At 67.1% G+C, this 22,875-nt stretch carries 22 protein-coding genes; 6 read left to right on the top strand and 16 right to left on the bottom strand.

Features of this window, described 5'->3' with window-relative positions; translation table 11 throughout:
- Positions 1-61: 61 nt before the first annotated feature.
- Together SMAL_RS00930 and lepB are read right to left on the bottom strand one after the other, a co-directional pair.
- On the bottom strand, positions 62-1,318 hold the full coding sequence (locus tag SMAL_RS00930) for an MFS transporter (protein WP_041864457.1): 1,257 nt from the start codon (positions 1,316-1,318) through the stop codon (positions 62-64).
- A gap of 123 nt (positions 1,319-1,441) precedes the next feature.
- A complete protein-coding gene (lepB, locus tag SMAL_RS00925) occupies positions 1,442-2,068 on the bottom strand; it encodes a signal peptidase I (RefSeq protein ID WP_012509734.1) in 627 nt (208 codons plus the stop codon).
- 250 nt (positions 2,069-2,318) lie between these two features.
- Between lepB and SMAL_RS00920 the strand changes: the two genes are divergently transcribed.
- Positions 2,319-2,720 carry a hypothetical protein gene (locus SMAL_RS00920; RefSeq protein WP_012509733.1) on the top strand — a complete coding sequence of 134 codons (402 nt, stop codon included), beginning with the start codon at positions 2,319-2,321 and terminating at the stop codon, positions 2,718-2,720.
- Positions 2,721-2,723: 3 nt separating this feature from the next.
- Complete coding sequence (locus SMAL_RS00915; protein WP_004153636.1) at positions 2,724-3,170, top strand: 3-dehydroquinate dehydratase; 447 nt, start codon at positions 2,724-2,726, stop codon at positions 3,168-3,170.
- 148 nt (positions 3,171-3,318) lie between these two features.
- Here SMAL_RS00915 and dcp read toward each other — a convergent pair whose 3' ends face one another.
- The 3 genes from dcp to arfB all read right to left on the bottom strand — a co-directional run bounded on the left by dcp (position 3,319) and on the right by arfB (position 6,625).
- Positions 3,319-5,475: a peptidyl-dipeptidase Dcp gene (gene dcp / locus SMAL_RS00910; protein WP_012509732.1), complete on the bottom strand. Its 2,157-nt coding sequence runs from the start codon at positions 5,473-5,475 to the stop codon at positions 3,319-3,321.
- 111 nt (positions 5,476-5,586) lie between these two features.
- The gene (locus tag SMAL_RS00905) at positions 5,587-6,189 is read right to left on the bottom strand and encodes a lysophospholipid acyltransferase family protein (RefSeq protein ID WP_012509731.1); all 603 of its coding nucleotides are present in this window, start codon (positions 6,187-6,189) and stop codon (positions 5,587-5,589) included.
- Positions 6,190-6,193: 4 nt separating this feature from the next.
- Entirely contained in the window at positions 6,194-6,625 is a 432-nt protein-coding gene (gene arfB / locus SMAL_RS00900) for an alternative ribosome rescue aminoacyl-tRNA hydrolase ArfB (protein ID WP_004135621.1), read from the bottom strand.
- Positions 6,626-6,759: 134 nt separating this feature from the next.
- Here arfB and SMAL_RS00895 point away from each other — a divergent pair, with 134 nt between their 5' ends.
- The gene (locus SMAL_RS00895) at positions 6,760-7,287 is read left to right on the top strand and encodes a DUF2059 domain-containing protein (protein ID WP_004135613.1); all 528 of its coding nucleotides are present in this window, start codon (positions 6,760-6,762) and stop codon (positions 7,285-7,287) included.
- A gap of 84 nt (positions 7,288-7,371) precedes the next feature.
- On the opposite strand, the gene SMAL_RS00890 is transcribed toward SMAL_RS00895, so the two are convergent.
- The 4 genes from SMAL_RS00890 to SMAL_RS00875 form a co-directional block, all read right to left on the bottom strand.
- Positions 7,372-8,133 (bottom strand): pseudouridine synthase, encoded by a 762-nt coding sequence (locus tag SMAL_RS00890; protein ID WP_012509730.1) that lies wholly within the window; start codon positions 8,131-8,133, stop codon positions 7,372-7,374.
- A 107-nt stretch (positions 8,134-8,240) separates the two neighbouring features.
- The gene (locus tag SMAL_RS00885) at positions 8,241-8,819 is read right to left on the bottom strand and encodes an O-methyltransferase (RefSeq protein ID WP_012509729.1); all 579 of its coding nucleotides are present in this window, start codon (positions 8,817-8,819) and stop codon (positions 8,241-8,243) included.
- Between the two features lie 5 nt (positions 8,820-8,824).
- Entirely contained in the window at positions 8,825-10,480 is a 1,656-nt protein-coding gene (gene ubiB, locus SMAL_RS00880) for a ubiquinone biosynthesis regulatory protein kinase UbiB (protein WP_012509728.1), read from the bottom strand.
- A complete protein-coding gene (locus SMAL_RS00875; protein WP_012509727.1) occupies positions 10,477-11,112 on the bottom strand; it encodes a ubiquinone biosynthesis accessory factor UbiJ in 636 nt (211 codons plus the stop codon). Before SMAL_RS00875 ends, ubiB begins: the two co-directional genes overlap by 4 nt.
- 550 nt (positions 11,113-11,662) lie before the next feature.
- On the opposite strand from SMAL_RS00875, the gene ddlA reads away from it, so the two are divergent.
- Positions 11,663-12,757 (top strand): D-alanine--D-alanine ligase, encoded by a 1,095-nt coding sequence (gene ddlA / locus SMAL_RS00870; protein ID WP_012509726.1) that lies wholly within the window; start codon positions 11,663-11,665, stop codon positions 12,755-12,757.
- Positions 12,758-12,943: 186 nt separating this feature from the next.
- On the opposite strand, the gene SMAL_RS20690 is transcribed toward ddlA, so the two are convergent.
- The 3 genes from SMAL_RS20690 to oleC form a co-directional block, all read right to left on the bottom strand.
- A complete protein-coding gene (locus SMAL_RS20690) occupies positions 12,944-13,099 on the bottom strand; it encodes a DUF1328 domain-containing protein (RefSeq protein WP_004153593.1) in 156 nt (51 codons plus the stop codon).
- A gap of 82 nt (positions 13,100-13,181) precedes the next feature.
- Positions 13,182-14,174 (bottom strand): 2-alkyl-3-oxoalkanoate reductase, encoded by a 993-nt coding sequence (oleD, locus tag SMAL_RS00860; RefSeq protein WP_012509725.1) that lies wholly within the window; start codon positions 14,172-14,174, stop codon positions 13,182-13,184.
- Positions 14,171-15,829 (bottom strand): olefin beta-lactone synthetase, encoded by a 1,659-nt coding sequence (gene oleC, locus SMAL_RS00855; RefSeq protein ID WP_012509724.1) that lies wholly within the window; start codon positions 15,827-15,829, stop codon positions 14,171-14,173. The genes oleD and oleC overlap by 4 nt, the downstream gene beginning before the upstream one ends.
- Before the next feature lie 104 nt (positions 15,830-15,933).
- On the opposite strand from oleC, the gene SMAL_RS00850 reads away from it, so the two are divergent.
- Positions 15,934-16,359 carry a YkgJ family cysteine cluster protein gene (locus tag SMAL_RS00850; RefSeq protein WP_004135417.1) on the top strand — a complete coding sequence of 142 codons (426 nt, stop codon included), beginning with the start codon at positions 15,934-15,936 and terminating at the stop codon, positions 16,357-16,359.
- A gap of 115 nt (positions 16,360-16,474) precedes the next feature.
- Here SMAL_RS00850 and SMAL_RS00845 read toward each other — a convergent pair whose 3' ends face one another.
- From SMAL_RS00845 to SMAL_RS00830, 4 genes are all read right to left on the bottom strand, one after another.
- Complete coding sequence (locus SMAL_RS00845; protein WP_012509723.1) at positions 16,475-17,365, bottom strand: alpha/beta fold hydrolase; 891 nt, start codon at positions 17,363-17,365, stop codon at positions 16,475-16,477.
- 116 nt (positions 17,366-17,481) lie between these two features.
- Positions 17,482-18,498, bottom strand: coding sequence for a 3-oxoacyl-ACP synthase III (locus tag SMAL_RS00840; RefSeq protein ID WP_004135358.1), 1,017 nt, complete (start codon positions 18,496-18,498; stop codon positions 17,482-17,484).
- Between the two features lie 103 nt (positions 18,499-18,601).
- Positions 18,602-18,919 carry a DUF4156 domain-containing protein gene (locus SMAL_RS00835; RefSeq protein WP_012509722.1) on the bottom strand — a complete coding sequence of 106 codons (318 nt, stop codon included), beginning with the start codon at positions 18,917-18,919 and terminating at the stop codon, positions 18,602-18,604.
- A gap of 204 nt (positions 18,920-19,123) precedes the next feature.
- Positions 19,124-21,973 carry a M16 family metallopeptidase gene (locus tag SMAL_RS00830; protein WP_012509721.1) on the bottom strand — a complete coding sequence of 950 codons (2,850 nt, stop codon included), beginning with the start codon at positions 21,971-21,973 and terminating at the stop codon, positions 19,124-19,126.
- A gap of 415 nt (positions 21,974-22,388) precedes the next feature.
- Between SMAL_RS00830 and SMAL_RS00825 the strand changes: the two genes are divergently transcribed.
- The gene (locus tag SMAL_RS00825; protein ID WP_012509720.1) at positions 22,389-22,865 is read left to right on the top strand and encodes an XAC0231 family protein; all 477 of its coding nucleotides are present in this window, start codon (positions 22,389-22,391) and stop codon (positions 22,863-22,865) included.
- Positions 22,866-22,875: the final 10 nt, after the last annotated feature.

Genomic DNA, 22,875 nt, shown 5'->3' with positions numbered 1-22,875 from the left:
GCCAACCTTGGTTGGCCCACGGCCACAGCGCCGACCAAGGTCGGCATCTACCAGAGCAGGATCACGCCGTCAGCGGCTGCTGGGCGCGCTGCTGCAGCGCCCACACAATACCTCCGCCGATCAGGGTCAACACGGCAGCGAACACGCACACGCCCAGCCAGTCCCACGCCGCATAGGCCAGGCCGCCGACAGCACCGAGCACGCTGGAACCCAGATAGTAGGCAAACAGATACAGCGCCGAGGCTTCCGCGCGCATTGCACCTGCGCGGCTGCCGACCCAGCTGCTGGCCACCGAATGGCCGCCGAAGAACCCAAACGTGACCAGCGCGATACCGAGTGCCATCGCGCTCAGCCACGGCATCGCCAGCAGCACGATGCCGGCACCGATCAACGCGAACGAGATCGACAGGATGCGGCCGCGACCGTAGCGCGTGGCCTGCTGGCCCATCCACGCCGAACTGAAGGTACCCACCAGGTACACGCTGAAGATCAGCCCGACCACGGTCTGGCTGAGGTGGTACGGCGGCGCCAGCAGGTGATAGCCGAGATAGTTGTAGAGGGTGACGAACACGCCCATCAGCACGAACGAGGTAGCGAACAGCCACGGCAGGCCCGGGTCGGCGAACAGCGTGCGCCAGCGCGACGGCAATTGGCGCAGGCCATCGCGGCGCGGGTGGAAGTGGCGCGACGGCGGCAGCTGCAGCCAGAGCAGGACGGTACTGGCGATGGCGATGATTGAGACGACGCCGATGCCCCAGCGCCAGCCCCAGTGGTCGGCGATGATGCCGGCCAGCAGGCGCCCGCTCATGCCACCAATGGCATTGCCGCCGATGTACAGGCCCATCGCCAGGCCCAGCGCGCGGCTGTCCATTTCCTCGACCAGGTAGGTCATCGCCACTGCCGGCACGCCGCTCAACGCCAGGCCGAGCAGGGTGCGCAGTACCAGCAGCGTGGTCCAGTCATCCACCAGTGCCGTGCACAGCGACAGCGTGGCCGAGGCCAGCAGCGCGACGATCATCATCGGGCGGCGGCCGACCGCATCGGAGAGCAGGCCGGCCAGCAGCATCGCCACTGCCAGCGTGCCGGTGGTCAACGACAGCGACATCGCGCTGCCGGCGGCGGACACGCCGAAATGACGGCTGAACTCCGGCAGCAGCGGCTGCACCGTGTAGAGCAGGCCGAAGGTGGAGAAACCGGCCAGGAACAACGCGAGCGCGGTGCGGCGGAAGGCCGGTGTGCCCTGCTGGATGCGGGTCTCGGCGATGGAATCGACGGTGGAGGGGCGGCCTTCGACGGCCACCACGGTTTCGCCAGTCATGGGATCGATGGGCCGGTGGGGCGGCCGGGCGTGGGAGGGAACGGGCCCCAGACTAGGCCCGTCCATCCAGTCGATCCATAACCTGATAGGTCAGGATTGATACATTAAAAGTATCAATTCAGCTTACAGACGCTGCCATTCGAAGCCGGCACCCCGGCGGTAGTACACCGCCACGGCGCGCCCATAGACCTTGTCGGCGTCGACGAAGCCGAAGAAGCGGCCATCGAAGCTGTTGCCACGGTGGTCACCCAGCACCAGTACCTTGCCGTCCGGCACCACCAGGTCAGCGATGTCCGGGCCGCCGCCCATGTCCAGGTCGAGGCTGGCATGGCGGTCGCCGAAGGCTTCCACGTCCTGCAGGTCGGCGATCTGCAGCGGCTGGCCGTTGATGCTCAGATGGCCTTCGCGCAGCTGCACATGATCACCGGCCACTGCAGCCACGCGCTTGATCAGGCGGGTGCCGTCGGCCGGCGAGTCGAATACCGCCACTTCGCCGCGCTGCGGGGTGCCGGTCGCCATCAGTTCCTTGCCGGTAAACGGCAGGCGCAGGCCATAGGCGCGCATGTCCACCACCACCCGGTCGCCGGGCTGCAGGGTCGGCTGCATCGAGCCGCTGGGCACCACGTAGTGGTTGGCGAGGGTATCGCGGGCGGCGGCGAGCAGGCCAAGCATCACCAGCAACGGCAGCGCCTCCTTCTTCAGCCAGACCAGCGCGCGTTCGGAAAACGGGGGGCGGGCAACAGCATCCATGACAGGCTCCGAGCAAGTGGTAGCGCTATCAGACCACATCCGGGCGCAGGAGGTTCCCGGTAGCGCCGGGCCATGCCCGGCGAGCGCGCAGCGTGGCCGTTCCAACACGCCACCGGGCATGGCCCGGCGCTACCGATGCACGGGTTACGCAGGTTTTACGCTGCGCCCCGGCAGCGGGCATCGCACCTTTACGGCCACCACGCGCATCGTGTGCCCACCGCGCCACAGGGCGCATTCCGCAAGGTGTTGTATGACCCTCCTGGTGATCCGCCACGCATCTTCGTCGGCGCCGCGTCCGCAGCTGCCGGCGCAACTGAGCGGCCATCGCGTGCTGTGCAGCGACTGCGCCAGCCTGTCCGAAGTGCGCCAGTGCCTGTGCCAGCCGCAGGCGCGCTCGGCCGACTGGGTACTGCTGGATGTCGGCGCCGCCGACGAGGCGCAATGGCAGGCCGAAGGTGGCGCGCTGCAGGCGGCGCTGGAACGGCTGCCGGCGCAGTACATCGAGCTGCAGGCCCCCACCGAACCCGGCCTGGAGGCGCGCCTGCGCCTGCAGCACGGCCCCGCCGCCGTGGTGGTCGACCAGCGCAGCCAGCAGGCCGGTTACCCGTTGTCGCTGGCCATTGTCAGCCGCCGCCTGGCACAGGAGGGCTGAGCCATGTCGATCTTCATCATCCGTGGCCCGGAAGCGGCCGGTGCGCTGATCCGCACGGCAATGCCGTTGCCGGCACCGGTACTCAAGTCACTGGTGCATCGCGCGATCGACGCCGGTACCAGCGTCGCGATCCGTGCCTGCGGTTCGGAACAGGAGCTGCTGGACGCGCTGCGCGTGGCCGACCACAGTCGCGGCGAAGTGACGCTGCTGGATCCGGGTGCGTGTGCCAACAGCCTGCGCCTGCAGCGGCTGCTGCCGTACCTGCACAACGCCTACGTGGAAGTGCATGACGACGGCGCGGTGGCCGAGCCGTGCCTGCCGGCGGGTGTCGGCCAGCGCCTGGGCATCGCCGCTGGTTACGGTGCGCAGAGCTATGTGCTGGCGCTGGATATCGCGCTGGACCACCTGGGCCTGGCCGAGCAGGCGAACCGGGTACATGTGGGGACGTAACGCTGTTTTTTGTAGAGCCGAGCCCATGCTCGGCTGCCTTTCCAGGAAACATCAGCCGAGCATGGGCTCGGCTCTACAGAAGAAAGTCGAGCAAGCTCGACGCTACATAATAAAAAACGGCGGGGTTTGCCCCGCCGTTTTCGTTTTGTTATTTCAGCCCGCGGAACTTCAGCAGTGGCTCCACCGACGGGTCCTTGCCGCGGAAATCGCGGTACAGGGTCGACAGTTCCACGCTGTTGCCGCGCGAGAGGATCTTGTCGCGGAACTCCTGGCCGTTGGCCGCGGTCAGGCCACCGTGTTCGGTGAACCACTGGTAGGCGTCATGGTCCAGCACCTCGGCCCAGAAGTAGGCGTAGTAACCGGCCGAGTAGCCGCCACCCCAGATGTGGTCGAAGTAGGTGGTGCGGTAACGCGGCGGCACCTGCGGCAGGTCGACCTTGAACTTCTTCAGCGCGCTGGCCTCAAAAGCGCCAACATCCTGCAGCGGGGCGTCAGCCTTCTGCGTGTGCCAAGCCAGGTCGAGCAGTGCGGCCGACAGGTACTCGGTGGTCGCGTAGCCCTGGTTGAAGCTGCGTGCCTTGAGGATCTTGTCGACCAGTTCCTGCGGCATCGCCTCGCCGGTCTTGTAGTGCTTGGCGTAGTTGGCGAACACCTTCGGATCCAGCGCCCAGTGCTCGTTGAACTGCGAGGGGAACTCGACGAAATCGCGCGAGGTGGCGGTACCGGCGATCGACGGGTACTTCACGTTCGAGAACATGCCGTGCAGCGCATGGCCGAACTCATGGAACATCGTGGTGACGTCGTCGAAGCTGATCAGCGCAGGCTGGCCGTCGGCCGGCTTGGTGAAGTTGCAGACGTTGTAGACCACCGGCTTGGCACCGGTCAGACCGTCCTGTTCGACGAACACATCCATCCACGCGCCGCCGGACTTGGTGTCACGCTTGAAGTAGTCGGTGTAGAACAGGGCCAGCGAGGTGCCATCCTTGTCGAACACTTCGTACACCTTCATGTCCGGGTTGTAGGTCGGAATGTCGGTACGCGGCTTGAAGGTGATGCCGTACAGCTGGGTAGCGGCGTAGAAGACGCCGTTCTGCAGCACGTTGTCCAGTTCGAAGTACGGCTTGATCTGCGACTCGTCCAGATCGTACTTGGCCTTGCGCACCTGCTCGGCGTAGAAGTCCCAGTCCGAAGCGGCGACCTGGAAACCACCCTTCTGCGCGTCGATCACCTTCTGGATCTCGCCGGCTTCGGCACGCGCCTTGACAGTGGCGGCCGGCACGGTGTCGGTCAGCAGCTTGAGCGCAGCGGCCGGGGTCTTGGCCATCTGGTCGCCCAGCTGGTAGTCGGCGAAGGTGTCGAAGCCGAGCAGCTTGGCCTTCTGCGCACGCAGCTGGGCCAGGCGCTGCACGGTCTGCCGGGTGTCGTTGGCATCGCCACGCTCGGCGCGGGTTTCCGAAGCCTTCAGCACAGCGGCGCGCTGGTCACGGTCGGTCAGCGAACCGAGCACCGGCTGCTGGGTGGTGTTCTGCAGCGGCAGCAGGAACTTGCCATCCAGCTTGCGATCCTTGGCGGCAGACGCAGCGTTGTTGATCGCATTGTCGTCCAGGCCGGCCAGCTTGGCCTTATCGTCGACGACCACGGCGGCAGCGGCGGTAGCGGCCACCAGGCGGGTGTGGAACTGGGTGGAGAGGGTGGTCTCTTCCACGTTGAGCTTGCGCAGGCTCGCCTTGTCGGCGTCGGACAGCTGCGCGCCGGCGCGCACCAGGCCGTCGTAGTAATGCTCGACCAGGCGCTTCTGCACCGGGTCCAGCTCCAGCGTGTCACGCTGGTCGTACAGCGACTTCACGCGCGCGAACAGCTTCGGGTCGAGGTTGATCTCGTCCTGGTGCGCGGCCAGCTTCGGTGCGATGTCTTCCTGGATCTTCTGGCGCGCTTCGGTGCCGTCGGCCTGGACCAGGCCGAAGAAGATGCGCGACACGCGGTTCAGGGTCTCGCCGCTGCGCTCCATCGCCACCAGCGTGTTGTCGAAGGTGGCCGGCTCAGGGTTGTCAGCGATCTTGCGGACATCGGCCAGGTGCTGGCGCATGCCTTCTTCGAAGGCCGGCAGGTAGTCGCTGTCCTTGATCTTGTCGAACTGCGGCGCCTGGAACGGCAGCGTGCTGGCGCTCAGCAGCGGGTTGGTGGAGGCTTCGGCCGGCTGCTGGGCAGGGGCTTTCTGGGCATCGGACACGGGGGTGGACTCCTTGCCGGAACAGGCCGCCAGCGCCAGGCTGATGGCGGCGGCCAGGACTACGGTACGCGACATGTAAAACGCTCCTTGGGCAGACGGTATGGGACACCAGCCGTCCACCCTACTCCTGTCGCGCACGCCCGGCATGTGCCGGACGTGGCGTCTAGGCAGCGGCGCGCGGCCGGCTCAGACCGTGCCGCGGGTCTTGCCGATCCAGGGCCGGTAGAACTCGCGGATCGCCGCCATGTCGGCCGCGTCGTCACCGCTGGGATGGAACACCGGGCCGATGCCGATGATCTTTTCCGGATAATGGAAATACGCGGCCAGAACCGGCACGTCAGCCATCCGCGCGATCTTCAGGAAACCGGCCTTCCAGTCCTTCACCGCCTTGCGCGTGCCTTCCGGGGTGATGGCGAACCACATCTTCTCGTTGTTGCGCAGCAGGTCCACGGCCTGACCCACCGTGCCCTGCGGCGAACTGCGGTCCAGCGGGATCACGCCCAGCTTGTGCAGCAGGGGGCCCAGTGGCCACCAGAACAGCGAGGCCTTGCCCAGCACCTTCACTTTCATGCCCAGCGCGATCTTGGCCGCCATGCCCCACAGGCCGTCCCAGTTGGACGAATGCGGGGCGATGATGAAGACCAGCTTCGGGATGTCCGGCAGGGTGCCGGTCACTTTCCAGCCGCCCATGCGCAGCGTGCAGCGCGCCAGCCAGCGCAGGAAGCGGTTGGGTTTGACCTGCGGCATGTTCGGCGGAATGGCCGGCAGCAACGGCGTCGGGTTGTTCAAGCAATCACTCCCAGTCACGTGATGAGCGCCCGCGCTTGACCTGCGCGCGCCCGCGTTTGGCGTCCAGACGACGCAGTTTCGACCCGAGGGTCGGCTTGGTGGCCTTGCGTGGCTTGGGCACGTGCAGCCCGGCCTGGATGAAGGCCGCCAGCCGATCGCGCGCATCCTCGCGATTGCGATCCTGGGTACGGAATCGTTGCGCGTCGATGACCAGCACGCCTTCGCCGGTCATGCGCCGGTCGCGCCGCGCCAGCAGGCGTTCGCGCAACGGTTCGGGCAACGAGGGCGAGCCGGCCACATCGAAACGCAGTTCCACCGCGGTGGAGACCTTGTTGACGTTCTGGCCACCGGCACCACTGGCACGCACGAACCGCTCGACGATCTCGCCGTCGGGGATTTCAAGCTGCGCGCTGATGGTGACCGGTCCACTGCCCATCCGCGCATTGTAGCGGCAGCCACGCGATGGAGTACGTCATTGCGCACCGTATGCCGCCGATCAGGTACCGAACACGCCGCCTTCGCCTTGGCTGCCGGTATGCTGGCCGTCCCATGTACTGCAGGAAGCCCCGCATGACCCGCACCGCACCCGCCCTGCCGTCCCTGCTGCGCCGCCTGGCGCTGCTGCTGGCACTGGCCGTGGCCAGCACCCCCGCGCTGGCCGCCCCGCCGACCGATGGCGACATCAACCGCCTGCTGTCAGCCTCGCGCGCGCAGAGCATGATCGACACCATGCTGCCGCAGATCGAGGCGATGCAGCAGCAGCAGTTCCAGCAGGTGGCCGCGCAGCGCCAGCTCAACGCCCAGCAGCAGGAGCAGCTGAAGCGGATCCAGGCGCGGACCAGCCAGACCCTGCGCCAGGCCCTGTCGTGGCAGCAGCTGCGCCCGATGTACGTGGACCTGTACAAGAAGACGTTCAGCAAGGAAGACGTGCTGGCGATGGCCGAGTTCTACGAGAGCGCCGCCGGCCAGAGCCTGCTGGACAAGACCCCGGCGCTGATGCAGAACGTGATGGTGGCGATCCAGGCCCGCATGCAGCCGCTGTTCGCGGACCTGCAGAAGGACCTGGAAGCGATCGTCAACGAGCCGGAAAAGAAATGAGGCGGTAGCGCCGGGCCATGCCCGGCGAGCGCAAAGCGCGGTCGTTGCATCGCAGAAGCCGCCGGACATGGTCCGGCGCCACCTTCAGTCCACCTGCCAACCGAACAGGTCCAGCGCCTTCTGGAACCCACCGTCCAGCGGCGCACGCACGTCCACCGTGCCACCGTCCGGGTGCGGGAAGCGCAGGCGCTCGGCGTGCAGCAGCATGCGGTGTACGCCCTGCATGCGGAAGATGCGGTTGTGCCGGCCATCACCGTGGCTGGTGTCGCCGATCATGTGGTGCGACAGGTGCTTGAGGTGCCGGCGGATCTGCCGGAAACGCCCAGTCTGCGGCTGGCAGCGCAGCAACGCATAGCGCGAACTGGTGAACTCACCAATCGGCACTGACAGCTCGCCGGTGGCCAGGCGCTGGAAGTCGGTCACTGCCGGCTTCTTCACCGGCTTGCCCGGGCCACCGTCCAGGTCGTGGTCGACCCGCCAGGACAACTCGGCCGGCCAGCCACGGCAGACCGTCAGGTAGTCCTTCAGCACTTCGCCGCCCATCAGCGCCTTGCCCAGCAGGCTGGCGGTGTCACGGTCGAAAGCCAGCAGCAGGCAGCCACTGGTGGCCCGGTCCAGGCGATGCACGAGGAAGATCGGGCGACCCAGCTGCTCGCGAAGGCGGTCGGCCAGGAAATCGTCTTCGCCGCGGGCCAGCTTGCTGTCGTGGACCATCAGCCCGGCAGGCTTGTTGACCACGGCCAGGCGCTCGTCCAGGTGCAGCAGCTGCAGGGGCGCGGTGTCGGTCTCGACCGCGGCGAGGGTATCGGGTTCGGTGCTCACTGCGGGATTATCGGGGCTGGGCATTGAATGGGGTAGAGCCGGCCGCTGGGCGGCGGCCTCCGGGCAGTCGGATTGCTGCGGTTGCCGGCCAGCGGCCGGCACTACCGGATCAGGCGCGGCCAACGCGGCAGTCAGGCGTTGCGCACGGCCAGCAACTCGCCATTGCCCACCGGCACCAGGCTGGTGCTGAAGTCTTCGTCAGCGTCCAGCAGCGCACGCAGCGGCTCCATCTGTCCTGCATGCGAAGTGGCGTTGTCCACCACCAGCAGGCCACCGGGACGCAGCACGCGGCGCAGCTGCGGCCACCAGCCGGCGTACTGCCCGCGGTCCGAATCGAGGAACAGCAGGTCGATGCAGGCATCGGCAGCCTGCGCCAGCCAGAGCCCGGCATCGCCATGGACCAGCGTGATGCGATCGGCCAGGCCACTGCGCGCGAAGGTGTCACGCGCCATCGCCACCTTGTCCTCGGCGTACTCCAGCGTGGTCACGTGGCCGTCGATGGCGGCTGCCGCTTCGGCCAGCCACAGCGTGGAATAGCCATTGGAGGTGCCGATTTCCAGTACCCGGCGCGCAGTGCCGAAACGTACCAGCACCGACAGGAATTCGCCGGTGTCGGGCGTGATGTTGAGCATGCGCCGGCCGCGCTCGCTTTCGCGTGCGTCGTTGTCCGCGCCGAAGCGGACCAGTTCGTCCTTGAGTGCCTGCAGCATGGGGCCTACTTCCACCAAGCACGCAGCAGCGCCACTACGCCGACCGCACCGGACAGCCAGCTCCACGCCGGCACGTCGCCCCAGTACCAGCCTGGCGGCTGCAGCACATACATCAGTGCGGCGATGGCCAGCAGGCCGACACCGGTGATCGCGCCGACCGCATGCTTCTGCAGGCGCTGCACGCTGGCATCCAGTGCGGCCAGGTCGCGCGAACGCATCGCCAGCTCATGCCGGCCTTCCACCTGCTGGGTCAGCCAGGCATGTACCAGGCGCGGCATGTCCGGCGCATGGGTCATGATTTCCGGCAGCCGCTTGCCGATCTCGCGTACCACCCTGCGCGGGCTGTAGCGTTCGCGCAGGATCTTCGCCAGCACCGGCTTGGCCACCGCCCAGATGTCGATCTGCGGGTCAAGCTGGCGGCCGACACCTTCGATGTTCAGCAGAGTCTTCTGCAGCAGGATCAGCTGCGGCTGCAGGGTCAGCTGGTAACGCTGGGCCACGCGGAACAGCTTCATCAGCACTTCGGCCAGCGAGATCTGCGACAGCGGCCGGGTGAAGTACGGCTCGCACACCGAGCGCACGGCGGCTTCGAGATCGTCGATGCGCACGTTGTCGGGCATCCAGCGCGCCTGCACGTGCAGTTCGGCGATGCGGCGGTAATCCCGGTTGAAGATGGCCATGAAGTTCTCGGCCAGGTAGTACTGATCTTCCTGCGAGAGCTGGCCCATGATGCCGAAGTCCAGCGCGATGAAGCGCGGGTTGGCGCGGCGCGCCGGATCGGTGTCGACCCAGATGTTGCCGGCGTGCGCATCGGCATGGAAGAAGTTGTCGCGGAACACCTGGGTGTAGAACACCCGCACGCCCTTGGCGGCCAGCGCCTTGCGGTCGATGCCGGCCTTGTCCAGTGCAGCGATGTCATCGGAGGGGATGCCCCACACACGCTCCAGGGTCAGGGCGCGCTCGGCGGTGTGGCTCCAGATCACTTCCGGCACGTATAGGTCGTCGCTGTTTTCCCAGAAGCGGCGCAACACGCTGGCATTGGCGCCTTCGCGCTGCAGGTCCAGTTCGGCGGCCAGGGTGTTCTCGACCTCGGCCACCACTTCGCGCGGGCGAATCTTGTCGGCGCGCGGATGGGTGCGCTCGACCAGGGCAGCCAGCGAATTGAGCAACGCGATATCGGCGTCGATCTGCTTCTCGATGCCCGGGCGCAGCACCTTGACCACCACCTGGCGGCCATCGGCCAGCGTGGCCGCGTGCACCTGTGCGATCGACGCCGAGGCCAGCGGTTCGGTGTCGAAGCTGGCGAAGGCTTCGCTGACCGGCAGGCCCAGCGCTTCCTCGACGATGCGGCGCGCGGTCTCGCCATCGAACGGCTTGACCCGGTCCTGCAGCAGGGTCAGTTCATTGGCCACATCCGGCGGCACCAGGTCGCGGCGGGTGGACAGGATCTGGCCGAACTTGACGAAGATCGGGCCCAGATCCTGCAGCGCCAGGCGCAGGCGCGCACCGCGCGACTGTGCGGCGATGTCGGCCGAGGCGCGCGGCACGAACGGCTTGGCCAGGCGCAGCCAGCGCTCGGCGGGGGTGCCCTGCAACAGGTCGTCAAGGCGGTAACGCAGGATCACCCGGCCGATGCGGCTGGCGCGCAGCACGGCCTTCATGCGGCACCCCGCAGGCGCTGTACGCGTGCACCCAGTCGCTCGACGTCATCGCGCAACACGTCCACGTCATCGTGGAAGGCATCGAGCTCGGCGCGCGGCACCACGTCGCGCGATTCCTCGGTGATGAATTCGGCGGCGCTGTGGGCCAGGTCGATCGCGCCCTGGCGCGCGTGCTGAAGGGCACCGCGCAGGGTGTTGGCCACCTGCACGCCCAGCACCTCGCCGAACACGCTGACGAAGGGCTGCTGCCAGTCCGGGTCGAAGCCCTTGGCCAGCTGCTGCAGGCGACGCGCCAGTTCGGCATCACCGGCCACGCGCACGCGACCCTTGCCGTTGTTGTCGCCGCGCCGTGCGTTGGCCAGCAGCGGCAGCTGCGCCAGCACGCCGGCCAGGCTGCTGCGCACGGCCAGGTCGGCTTCCTGTGCGTCCACCGGGCCAACCCGCAGCTGGTCGCCATCGACGCTGATGCGCATCGCCAGCGAGGGCGCTTCCAGGGTCAGGTCGATGTGCCGGCCGTCGAGGCTGGCCAGTGCATGGCGGGTATCCGGATCCAGCGCCAGCGCGCGGTTCAGGGCGATCTGCAGGGCGCGGCCAGCGACCGGCTTGAGGGACTTGAGCAGGGAGAGAGCCATGTGCGCATTCTACCTGCGTGGGTGGGGGGCTTGGGCCGGGCTGCCGCCCGGCACCCGCAGAGGCAACGGCAACAGCAACAGCAACAGCCGAAGCAACAGCGTGCATTCCGTGGGATGGCGGGGTGGGTCCGGTTACGGGGGACGCCGTAAACCCGTCCCTGGGGGCTTGGCCGCGGCTTGCTCATGTGCGCTGTCCTGCGCACACGGCAAGACCGGGGTTGGGCGTCCTGCCCAACCCGCCCGAGGCATGCCTCGGGCCCATGCCGCGGACACTCCCGCAACCGGACCCACCCCGCCTTCGACAGGTTCCTGCGATCTGTCGGACTATCCGGGGTCGGATCCCGTTGCTGCGCAACGGGCTCTGACCCCAATGCTGATGGCATCTCGCGTTGGTAGATGTCGACCTTGGTCGGCGCTGGATTTCCGGGGGTGCCAACCAAGGTTGGCCGCTACTCGAGCCGGCTGCCAGGCGGTTCATCTGTGCCTCACCTGTGCGGCAATGGAAGGTTCATGCTGTACGGCCACGCAACGCACAGGACATCGCAACACCATGGCACGGACCCGGGTCGGCATCATCTTCGGTGGCAAGTCTTCCGAGCACGAAGTTTCACTGCAGTCGGCGAAGAACATCCTCGATGCGCTTAATCGCGAGCGCTTCGAGCCGGTGCTGGTCGGCATCGACAAGCAGGGCCAGTGGCATCTGAGCCAGCCGGATACCTTCCTGATCAATGCCGATGATCCGTCGCGCATCGCGCTGCATCGGTCCGGCACGTCGCTGGCGGTACGCCCGGGTGCCGAGCAGTCACAACTGCAGCCGTCCGATGCAGCCAGTGCGCTGGGACAGATCGATGTGGTGCTGCCGATCGTGCATGGGCCGCTGGGCGAGGACGGTGCGTTGCAGGGCCTGCTGCGCATGGCCAACCTGCCCTTCGTCGGTTCGCCGGTGCTGGGCTCGGCGGTGGCGATGGACAAGGACGTGACCAAGCGTCTGCTGCGCGACGCCGGGCTGAAGGTTGCACCGTGGCTGTGCATCCGTCGCCATCAGGCGGCGGCAGTCGATGTCGATGCGGTGATTGCGCAGCTCGGCCTGCCGTTGTTCGTGAAGCCGGCCAACCAGGGTTCGTCGGTGGGCGTGAGCAAGGTGAAGGACGCGGCGGGTTTCGCCGGGGCACTGGAACTGGCGCTGCGCTACGACCACAAGGTGCTGGTCGAATCGGCGGTGGTCGGTCGCGAGATCGAGTGCGCGGTGCTGGGCAACACGCTTCCGCAGGCCAGCCTGTGCGGCGAGGTGGTGGTGCACGACGAGTTCTACGCCTACGACACCAAGTACATCAACGAGGATGGCGCCGAGGTGGTGGTGCCAGCGGATATCGATGCCGATACGCAGGCGCGTATCCAGCAGATCGCGCTGCAGGCCTACCAGGCGCTGGAGTGCGCAGGCATGGCGCGCGTGGATGTGTTCCTCACCGCAGACGGTGAGATCGTCATCAACGAGGTCAACACGCTGCCGGGCTTCACCCGCATCAGCATGTACCCGAAGCTGTGGGGCGCCAGCGGTGTGGATTACACGACGTTGATTACCCGCCTGATCGAACTGGCGCTGGAGCGCCATGCAGCCGATCGCGGATTGCACAGCGCTGTGTAGGGGCGCTCTGTGTCTCTGTAGAGTCGAGCCATGTTCGACTCATGAAGAGCAGTCGAGCAGGGCTCGACTCTACAAATGGCGTGCCGACCAAGGTGGGCACCTACCAGACGATGGCGTGCCGACCAACGGTCGGCACCCACCGGAAAGAGCAGTGCCGGCCAGCGGCCGGCACTACCCTGCGGTCTTCTAGCCGCGCTTGCGGAACATCGAAATCACTGCCAGTACCAGGAACACAACGAACAGGATCCAGGCAATGTTGCTGGCAGCACCGGCGATGCCGGAGAAGCCGAGCACGGCGGCGATGATGGCGATGACGAAAAAGATGACGGCGTAATGCAGCATGGCGCTCCTCGCAGATGTCCGGGCCGTTGGATGGCGTGGGTCCATACTCCCGATCTGGCGGTGTGCAGCCAGTGACGGCGATCTATGCGGCAGATGAAGCCTTCAGCCTGCGCAGCCCTTCTTCAATGCTGACCTGCGGCACGTAACCGAAGTCCCGGCGTGCCGGCTCCATGCTGTACCAGTGCGGCGTGCACAGCTGCTCGGCCAGGAAGCGGGTCAACGGCGGCTCGCCGCGCAGGCGCAGCAGCGGCCACAGCCGTTCGCAGACCGCACCAATGCGATAAGCGGTCTTGAAGCTGATCGCCTTGTCCACCGTCGGCGCACCCACAGCGGCCAGCAGCTTGTTGACCAGCTCGCGCATCGGCAGCGGCTCGCCGTTGGAAATGAAGTACGCCCTGCCCGCACAGGCCGCACCCGGTGCCAGTGCATCCAAGGCGAGGAAATGCGCGAGCGCGGCGTTGTCGATGTAGGTGGTATCGACCTTGTTGTTGCCATCGCCGACCAGGCGCAGGCGCCCCTGCCGTGCGCGTTCGGCCAGGCGGGGCACCAGCTGCTGGTCGCCCGGGCCCCAGATCAGGCGCGGGCGCAGCGCCACCGTGGCCAGCGTTGCATCGTTGGCGGCCAGCACGCGCTGTTCGGCGATCGCCTTGGTCGCCGCATACGGCGCCTGGAAGTCCTCGCCGTATGGCACGTCGTCGGCACCAAGGCCTTCCACCGGATGGGTGGCGCGGTGGGTCACGCTGGGCGTGGAGGTGTAGACCAAGCGGCTGATGTCATGTGCACGACAGGCCGCGATGACGTTGTCGGTGCCGACCACGTTGGCCTGGTGGTAGCTGTCATAGCTGCCCCAGGCGCCGGCCTTCGCACCGTTGTGGAATACCGCATCGACGCCGGCCACCGCGTGCAGCACCGCCTGCGCATCGGCCAGATCGCCGCGGATCTGGCCCACGCCCATGGCCTGCAGTTCCGGGTAGTGGCTGCGGTTGAACGCCAGCACCTGGTGGCCACGTTCGACCAGACCGCGGCACAGCGCCTGGCCAAGGAAACCACCACCACCGGTGACCAGGATCTTCATGCGCGCTTCTCCAGTTCGGTGCTGGCCCAGACGGCGAGCTTCTCGCGGCCGATCTTGGCGTTGTGACGGATATCAACGGGGAACGCCGGATGCACCAGGAAGTGCTGCAGGCCGGCTTCTGGCGCGCGGGCTGCTGCGTGCGCACGCAGCGCTTCCTGCAGCGCCGGGCTGTCTGACTGACCACGTTGCAGCTCCACGCACAGCACCGGCACCTGCGCACCGGCCGGACCAACACCGACCAGCGCCGTGCGCGCAACCCCGGGCACGGTATTGAACACCGGCTCGACCTGCTCGGTGTACAGCGGCCCATGCGCGGTTTCCACCCGATGGGTCTTGCGCCCGCAGAACCACAGACGACCCTGCGCATCGAAGTAGCCGACGTCGCCCATGCGATGCACGACGCGCACGCTGCCATCAGCCAAGGTCTCGCTGATCTTCGCCGCCGCGGTGGCCTGCGGGCGGTTGAAGTAGCTGTCGGTGGCGGTCGGTCCGGCCACGGTGATCTCGCCCACCTCGCCGGTGAACAGCACACGCGCCTGCGACCAGTCCGGCAGCGGTGCGTCATCGATGGCGATGATGCGCACCTCGTTCGGCTCGACCACGCTGCCCACGCAGGTACCGGCGCCGGCCTCGGTAGCAGCACGGGTGCGCTCCAGCTCGCGGCCCTCCACCACCGCCACCGGCAAGCATTCGGTGGCGCCATACGGGGTCCAGAACTGCGCATCGGCGGGCAGCAGACTGCGGATGGTAGCGACCACATCCGGCGGCACCGGCGCACCGGCCGAGGTCACCCGGGTCACCGTTGGCAGGGGCCGGCCGTGGCGGGCCAACACCCGCATCAGCGCCGGCGAGCCGAACAGCTGGGTCACCCCGAAGCGCTGGATCGCGTCATGCAGCCGCGCAGGGTCGGCCTGCGCCGGCCGGGTCGGGTCCATGTCCGGAATCACCGAGGTCAGGCCCAGCGCCGGGTCGAACAAGGCAAACGGCGGGAAGGTCGGCAGGTCCACGCCGCCCGCTTCCATGCCGAAGGCGCTGCCCAGCAGCTGGATCTGGCCGACAAAGTGGCGGTGGCGGTAAACCACGCCCTTGGGCACGCCGGTCGAGCCGCTGGTGAACAGGATCGCGGCCATGTCCTCGCCATCGGTAGCGGCCAGCATCGGCCCCCCGTTGGCGCCAGCGCGTTCCAGCGCGGCCAGAGTGGTTCCGCCCCAGCCCAGGCGCCGACCGACGGTGACCAGACGGGTTGCCGACGGTGCCCAGCGCAGCACCAGCCGCGCCACATGGGCCAGCGGAATGCCGATGAAGGCTTCCGGCTGCGCCTCGTCCAGGCACTGCTTCAGCGCGCGCTTGTCGATGCCCGGGTCGACCAGCACCGGCACCGCGCCCAGTTTGAACAGGGCAAACATCAACAGGAAGAACTCCGGCGACGGCCGCACCATCACCACCGTGCGCACCCCGCGGCCGATCCCGTAGCCGGCCAGGCCAGCCGCCATGGCGTCGCTGCGGGCGTCCAGCTGGCGGTAATCCAGGGTCACGTCGTAGGCGGCCATGCCGTTGCCGGCACCACGGCGGCCCGGGCAGCGGATGGCGATCTGGTCGGGCCGTTCACGCGCCAGTTCAGGCAAACGGGCCGCAATATTGCAGGGTCGGTTCATCCGTTCATTGTCGCCGCTTACGGAATTTCTTGCGCGGCGGCCCACTTCGTGGAAAATCCGCACCCTCGTTCCTGATTCCGACTGCCGCCCGAGGCGGCTTGCCCATGCAACATCCCTGCATGACCTGCGGCGCCTGCTGCACTCAATACCGCGTGGCCTTCCACTGGATGGAATCGGACGAGGTCACGCCCGGCGGCGTCCCCCACCAGCTGACCGAGGTGCTCGATCCGCATCGCCTGTGCATGCGCGGCACCCACTCCAAGCCGGTGCGCTGCGTGGCGCTGGATGCGCAGATCGGCGTGTATTCACGCTGCACCATCCACCCCAACCGGCCCAGCGTGTGCCGCGAAGTGGATGCATCGTGGGAGTACGGCAAGGCCAGCCCGCAGTGCGACAAGGCGCGCATCGCCTATGGCCTGGATCCGTTGACCCTGGCCGACTGGCGCTGGCGCGACGAAGCGGGCAACGACGACGACCACCCGGACGACAACGGCAACAGCCCGTCACCGCAGGCGCCGATCGCGGCGTAGTGATAGTGCCGGCCGCTGGCCGGCAACCTCATGAACCCTTCGGGTGTGCCGACCAACGGTCGGCACCTACCCATTTCCTCTTCCGGTGGGTGCCGACCGTTGGTCGGCACACCTCTCAGATCGGGTTCTTGTCCAGGAACGCGCGGATTTCCGGCACTAGCACTTCGTGCCTGTCTTCCAGCACGTAATGCCCGGCGTCCTCGAAGGCATGCACCTGGGCCTGCGGCAGCGCGGCCTGGAAGCCCTTCAGGAAGTGATGGTCGAACACGAAGTCGCGCAGGCCCCAGCCGAGGAAGGCCGGGCGGTCGGCGAACGACGGCAGCGCCTTGCCGGCACGCTCCAGCAGCGACCAGGCCTTGTCGGCCGGCGACAGCGGAATGTCCTGCATGAAGCGGATGGTGCTGATGCGGTTGGCGTAGCTGTTGTACGGCGACACGTACGCGCGGCGCACGTCGGCCGGCATCTTCCGCTCCACGCCCAGCCACGAGGCACCGGACGAGAAGGCGTTGAATGTGCGGATGATCCACTCGCCGATCTTCCAGTGGCGGCCCAGCGCGATCTGCCACGGCATCTTCTTCGCCGCCGGCATCGGGAACGCAGCGGTGTTGAGCACCACCAGGCGCTTCACCTGGTCGTGGTGCGACAGCGCCCAGCCGAAACCGATCATGCCGCCCCAGTCATGCACGGCCAGGGTCACCGGACCGGTGATGCCCAGGTGCTTCAGCAGCGCGTCGAGATCGTCCACGCGCGACTGCAGCGTGTACTCGTAGCGGCTGTCATCGGGCTTGTCCGACAGGCCCATGCCGATGTGGTCCGGCACGATGCAGCGGTACGTGTCCGACAGGCCGGCCACCAGCGTGCGCCAGTAATAGCTCCACGACGGGTTGCCGTGCACCATCACCACCACCTCGCCGTCGCGCGGGCCTTCGTCGAGATAGTTCATCGACAGGCCGGGGCGGACCTCGAAGCGCTGCGGGTGGGCGGGGTAACCGGGAAGCTGGGACATCGGATCGCACCTGTAGAAAGGGCCGGTAGAACCGGCCCTTGGACACTTGGAAGATCATCGCTGTCCGTCGCGAGCGATTGGCGAGGCAATCGCGCAGCAGGTCAGCGGTGACTTTTTTACCAGACCACTTCAGCCATCGAGCAGTTCAGGCCCGAGCCGATGCCCAGAAGCGCGATGCGATCGCCCTTCTTCAGCTTGCCCAGCTGCTTGAGCTTGCTCAGCACGATCGGCACCGAGGCCGGGCCGATGTTGCCGTGCTCGCCGAAGATGGTCATGACCTTCTTCGGGTCGATGCCGAAGTTCTTGATGAACGCAGCGGTGTGCGGCTGGCTGACCTGGTGGATCACGAACTGGTCCAGCTCTTCCACGGCCCAGCCGAGTGCGATCTTGGCGGCAGTGAAGGTCTTCTGCGCCAGCTTGATGCCTTCGATCAGCAGCAGGCGGGTGTCGGTGACCATGCGGTCCAGGTTGCCCAGGCACAGCTGGTTCCACTCGGTGGCCGAGCGGGTCACGCCGCCCTTGTAGCGCGGGGCGTCCGGCACCAGCTCCGAGCGCGCCATGACCATGGCAGCGGCACCCGAACCGGTGGTCAGCGCCGCCAGTTCGTTGCGGAAGTCGTCGGCGGTGACGTCCGGCGCGGTCATCCGCTCCAGGGTCTTCTCGTACACCAGGTTGGCGGTCTCGCCGTCCACCACCAGCGCGTAGTCGATATCGCCGCGCTCGATCATGCGCGCCGCGATATCCATGCCGTTGATGAAGGCCAGGCAGGCATTGGCGACGTCGAAGGTCATGCACTCGTCGCTGACGCCGAGGTTGCCGGAGACGATCGACGCGGTGGACGGCTCCAGGTAGTCGCGGCTGACCGAGGTGTTGACCAGCAGGCCGACCTGCGTCGCATTGATGCCTGCGTCTTCCAGCGCCTTGCGGCCGGCCATGGTGGCGGCGTCGGAGGCCAGCACGCCGTTGTCCCACAGGCGGCGGGCATGGATGCCGGCGATATCGCCGAGCACGTCGGTGCGGATACCAAGGCGATCGAGCGTCGGCTGCAGCCGCTCGTTGATTTCCTTGGTCGTCAGCGTATGCGGCGCATCAACGTGTGCCAGGCCGGCGATCGAGACATTCTTGAAGAGCATCGAGGTTAGCGCCAAGGCTCAGGCAAAAGGGGGCGCTATTCTATAACTCCCGGGGCCTTCACCGCATCTTTACGAATTCAGGCTTGGCCGTATGGTGAAGCATTCAGCGCGGCGGGCACTGGAATGCGGCAAAGCGCTGGCTGCCATCGGCCGGTGCGGCAGCGGCCTGCACGGCATTGGCACCGGCGCTCGGAGCCTCGTTGCGGGCCAGGGTTTCCAGCTCTTCCTGCACGCGCAGCGGGTTGCGGTTGTAGAAACCAACCTTGCTCTTCACGGTCACCACCACCTCGCCCTTGGCGATGCAACCGGCCGGAACCGGGCCTGCCGGCAGCACGCGGGTCGTCTTGCCCGCCGGTTCGATCGGCACCCAGGTACAGGCGGTAACGGTGAGCAGCAGGGAGGAAAGCAGCAGAACGCGCATGGGCAGATCCTGGAAGGGTATGGGGGGATTCTGCCTGAACCGTCTGAATCGGGGGTAGCCCGGGGGTGGGGTCAGATCCCCCGGTAGCGCCGGGCCATGCCCGGCGAGCGCACAGCGCGGCATTGCTGGCCGCCAAAAAAACCGCCGGGCATGGCCCGGCGCTATCACCGGAGGCCTGCCCGCCGAGGCGGGCAGGCGCATCCCTTATTTCTTGACCGGGTTGCCTTCGGCGTCGATCACCGTCACCTCACCCAGATTCAGCGCACGCACCGCCGCTTCAGTCTGCTTGAGGTCACCCACCACCACCCAGGTCAGTGCCTGCGGCTTGATCTCGGCGGCGGCCTGCTGCACCTGCGCCGGAGTCATTGCCTCGATCTCGGCCTTGCGACGCAGCACGTAGTCATCCGGACGCTTGAACTGCACGATCGAGCCGATGCTTGCGGCCACCGCGCTGGCGGTCTCGTAGGCACCAGGCAGGCTCAGGGTCTGGATGTTGCGGATGCGGTTGACCTCGCCGGCGGTGGCCGGCTTGCTGCCATCGGCGAACGCGGCGATTTCCTTGCGCATTTCCGCCAGCGCCGGGCCGGTCTTGTCGATCTGCACCGGTGCGCTGGCCATCCACGGCCGCTGGCCCACCGAGTTGCTCGCACTGCTGCGCGCACCGTATGACCAGTGCTTGTCCTCGCGCAGGTTCATGTTCAGGCGCGAGGTGAAGTCGCCACCGATCACGCCGTTGGCGATATCGAAGCGGGTCGAGCTGGCGGCGCTGGACGGCGGCACCACTTGGCCGGCGAACAGATTGGCCTGCACTGCACCCGGCTGGTCGATCAGGAACACGCGCGGGCCCTTCGGCAGCGCCACATCCGTGGCCGCCTTCACCTGCGGCGCTTCGCCGGTCGCCTTCCAGTCGGCCAGCTGCTTGTCCAGCAGCGGCACGATCTCGGCCAGGGTGGTGTCACCGACCACGATCAGGGTGCCGTTCTGCGGGCGCAGCCAATCCTGGTGGAAGTCGACCAGGTCTTCGCGGGTCAGGCCATTGATCGCCGCCTCGTCACCGCTGCCGGTAAACGGAATGGCATACGGGTGGCCCTTGCCGTACAGCAGCGGCGGCAGCACGCGCATCGCCACCGCACCCGGGTTGACCTTCTCCTGCTGGATGCCGGCGATCCAGGTCGCCTTGACCCGGTCGATCTCGCCCTGCTCGAAGCGCGGCTCACGCAGCAGGTCGCGGTACAGCGCCAGCGACGGTGCCAGGTTTTCCTTCAGTGCCGACAGGTCCACGCTCATCGAGTCCAGGCCGGCCGAGGCATCCAGGCTGGCGCCCAGCGCATCGGCAGCATCGGCGAAGGCCAGCGAGCCGAGCCTGCCGGCACCTTCGGTCATCAGGCTCATGGTGAAGTTGGCGGTACCCGGCTTGCGGCCCTGGTCGGCGCTGAAGCCGCCCGGGAACTGGTAGCTGAACTGCACCACCGGAATCTCATGGCGTTCGGCCAGGATCACCTGGGTGCCATTCTTCAGCGTGGCGCGCTGCAACGCCGGGAACTTCAGCTGCGGGAATTCGCGGGTCTGCGGCACACCGGCCTTGCGGTCCACCTGTTCGGGCAGGGTGCTGTACTTCGGGTCCACCGCCGGTACGTTGAACGGCTTCGGTGCCTGGCTGGGATCTTCCTTCAGCGCCACGCGCTCACCCGGTGCGATCACCAGGGTGTGGCTGCCCTTGTCCAGCCACTGTGCGCCCAGGCGGCTGAGGTCGGCGGCACTGGCTTTGTCGATGTTGGCCAGCGAGGTACGGAAGCAGCCCGGGTCGCCGGTGAACACCGCGCACTCGGCCAGCGCATCGGCCTTGCCGCCGAAGCCACCAATGCGCTCGATGCCACGGATGAAGCCGGCGCGGGCACCGGTCTTGGCGCGCTCCAGCTCGGCCGCGGTCGGGCCCTGCTTGATCAGGCGATCCAGTTCCTCGTCGATGATCTTCTCGACCTTGGCCGGGTCCTGGCCCTGCTTCACGGTCGCCACGATCACGAAGTTGGAGCCCAGCTGCGAGGCCGACAGGCCCGAGCCGATGCTGTCCACCAGCTTGTCCTGGTGCTGCAGGCGCTGGCTCAGGCGCGAGGACTTGGCACCGCCCAGCACTTCGGCGAACAGCTGCAGCTGATCGATGTCGGTGGTGCCGACCTGCGGCACGTTCCAGGCACGGTAGATGCGCGCCTGCGGCACCTTGTCGGTCATCGTCTCGCGGGTATCGGCGCTGCGCTTGGCCACGTTCACCGCCGGCTGCGCCATGCTCGGGCCGGCCGGGATGCTGCCGAAGTACCTGGCGGCCTTTTCCTTGGCGGTGGCCAGGTCGATGTCACCGGCCAGCACCAGCACCGCGTTGTTCGGGCCGTACCAGGTGCGGAACCAGGTCTTCACGTCGTCCAGCGAAGCGGCGTTGAGATCGTTCATCGAACCGATCACACCGTGGTGGTACGGGTGGCCGACCGGGTACAGCGCCTTGTTGAGCTGATCCCAGGCCTGGCCATAGGGCTGGTTCTCGCCCTGGCGCTTCTCGTTCTGCACCACGCCACGCTGCTCGTCCAGCGCGGCCTGGTCGATCGCACCGACCAGGTGGCCCATGCGGTCCGACTCCATCCACAGCGCCATGTCCAGCGCGGTGGTCGGCACGTTCTCGAAGTAGTTGGTGCGGTCGGTGTTGGTGGTGCCGTTCTGGCCGGTGGCACCCACCTGCTTGAAGGGCTCGAAGTACTCGCCGTCGTGGTTTTCGCTGCTCTGGAACATCAAATGTTCGAACAGGTGCGCGAAGCCGGTGCGGCCGGCCGGCTCGTCCTTGCTGCCGACGTGGTACCAGACGTTGACCGCGACGATCGGCGCCTTGCGATCGGTATGCACGATCACGCGCAGGCCATTGGGCAGGGTGAACTGCTCAAACGGGATATCGACCTTGGCCGGTGCCGCCGGCTTGGCGGCAAGCGCGGAGGTGGGCGCAAGCGTGCCCAGGGCGGTGCTGAGGGCGACGGCCAGCAGTGCAGCGCGCGGGCGAAGGGCGAGAGACATATCCAGATCCTTGGTCACATAGGTGAACCCCGATCCTAGCCTGCGCACGCAGCGGCAGGAATCGGTCGCCAGTCACTGGGGGTGTTTGCCCCTGTGCGCCATCCGCGGCCCCTCACGGCCGTGTTCTGGGCGGTCACATGCACCGGCAGCCATCGTCCGGACAGTGTCCGCAGCGCGTCGAATGGACAGGTGTCCGCCCAGCGGACACTTTCTGACCGGCAAAAACCCTTTCAAATCAATGATTAAAAGTTGGCACGGGGATTGCTTGGTATTCCCTGCGCCAGGAAGGGCTTCAGACGAAAGCTGACTGAAGGCTGAACAAAAGAAGGAAAGCGAAAATTTTCCTTGCAAGCCCAGAATCGGTGTACTACCTTACTACCACACCACTGCTCACCAACACCAAACAGGCCCCGTCATGAACGCCAAGACCATTGCCATCGCCATCGCCCTGATCGCCGGCACCGCGGTTGTTTCGTCGGTGCAGGCCTCCGAATCCATCAAGACCCTGTCCACCGTGCAGGTTCGCCCGGCCGCCGACCAGCTGGCCCAGCAGGCCTGGGAACAGGCCAGCGGCATCCCGACCCTGGCCACGGTGGAAGTTCGCCCGAGCAGCGACCAGCTGGCCGAGCGCAACGGCTACGTCGCCACCCCGGTTGCTGCCGCGATGCCGATCACCACCCTGGCCTCGGTGGAAGTTCGCCCGAGCCTGGAGCAGCGTGTCGCCCTGGTCGCCGAGCAGGAAGCCCAGCGCTATGCCGCCACCCTGGCTGCTGCTGCCACCAGCGTCGCCAACCAGGTCATCACCAACCTGCCGGCAATGCAGGTTCGCCCGAGCGCCGCCGACCTGCAGGCCCTGGCCACCGAAACCGCCCAGGTCCTGCTGCGCCCGTAACCGGTGCCGC

This window comes from Stenotrophomonas maltophilia R551-3 (assembly GCF_000020665.1).
Classification (GTDB): Bacteria; Pseudomonadota; Gammaproteobacteria; order Xanthomonadales; family Xanthomonadaceae; genus Stenotrophomonas; species Stenotrophomonas maltophilia_L.
The sequence above is the reverse complement of the archived record's forward strand: the minus strand, read 5'-3'. Positions and strand labels throughout refer to the sequence as shown.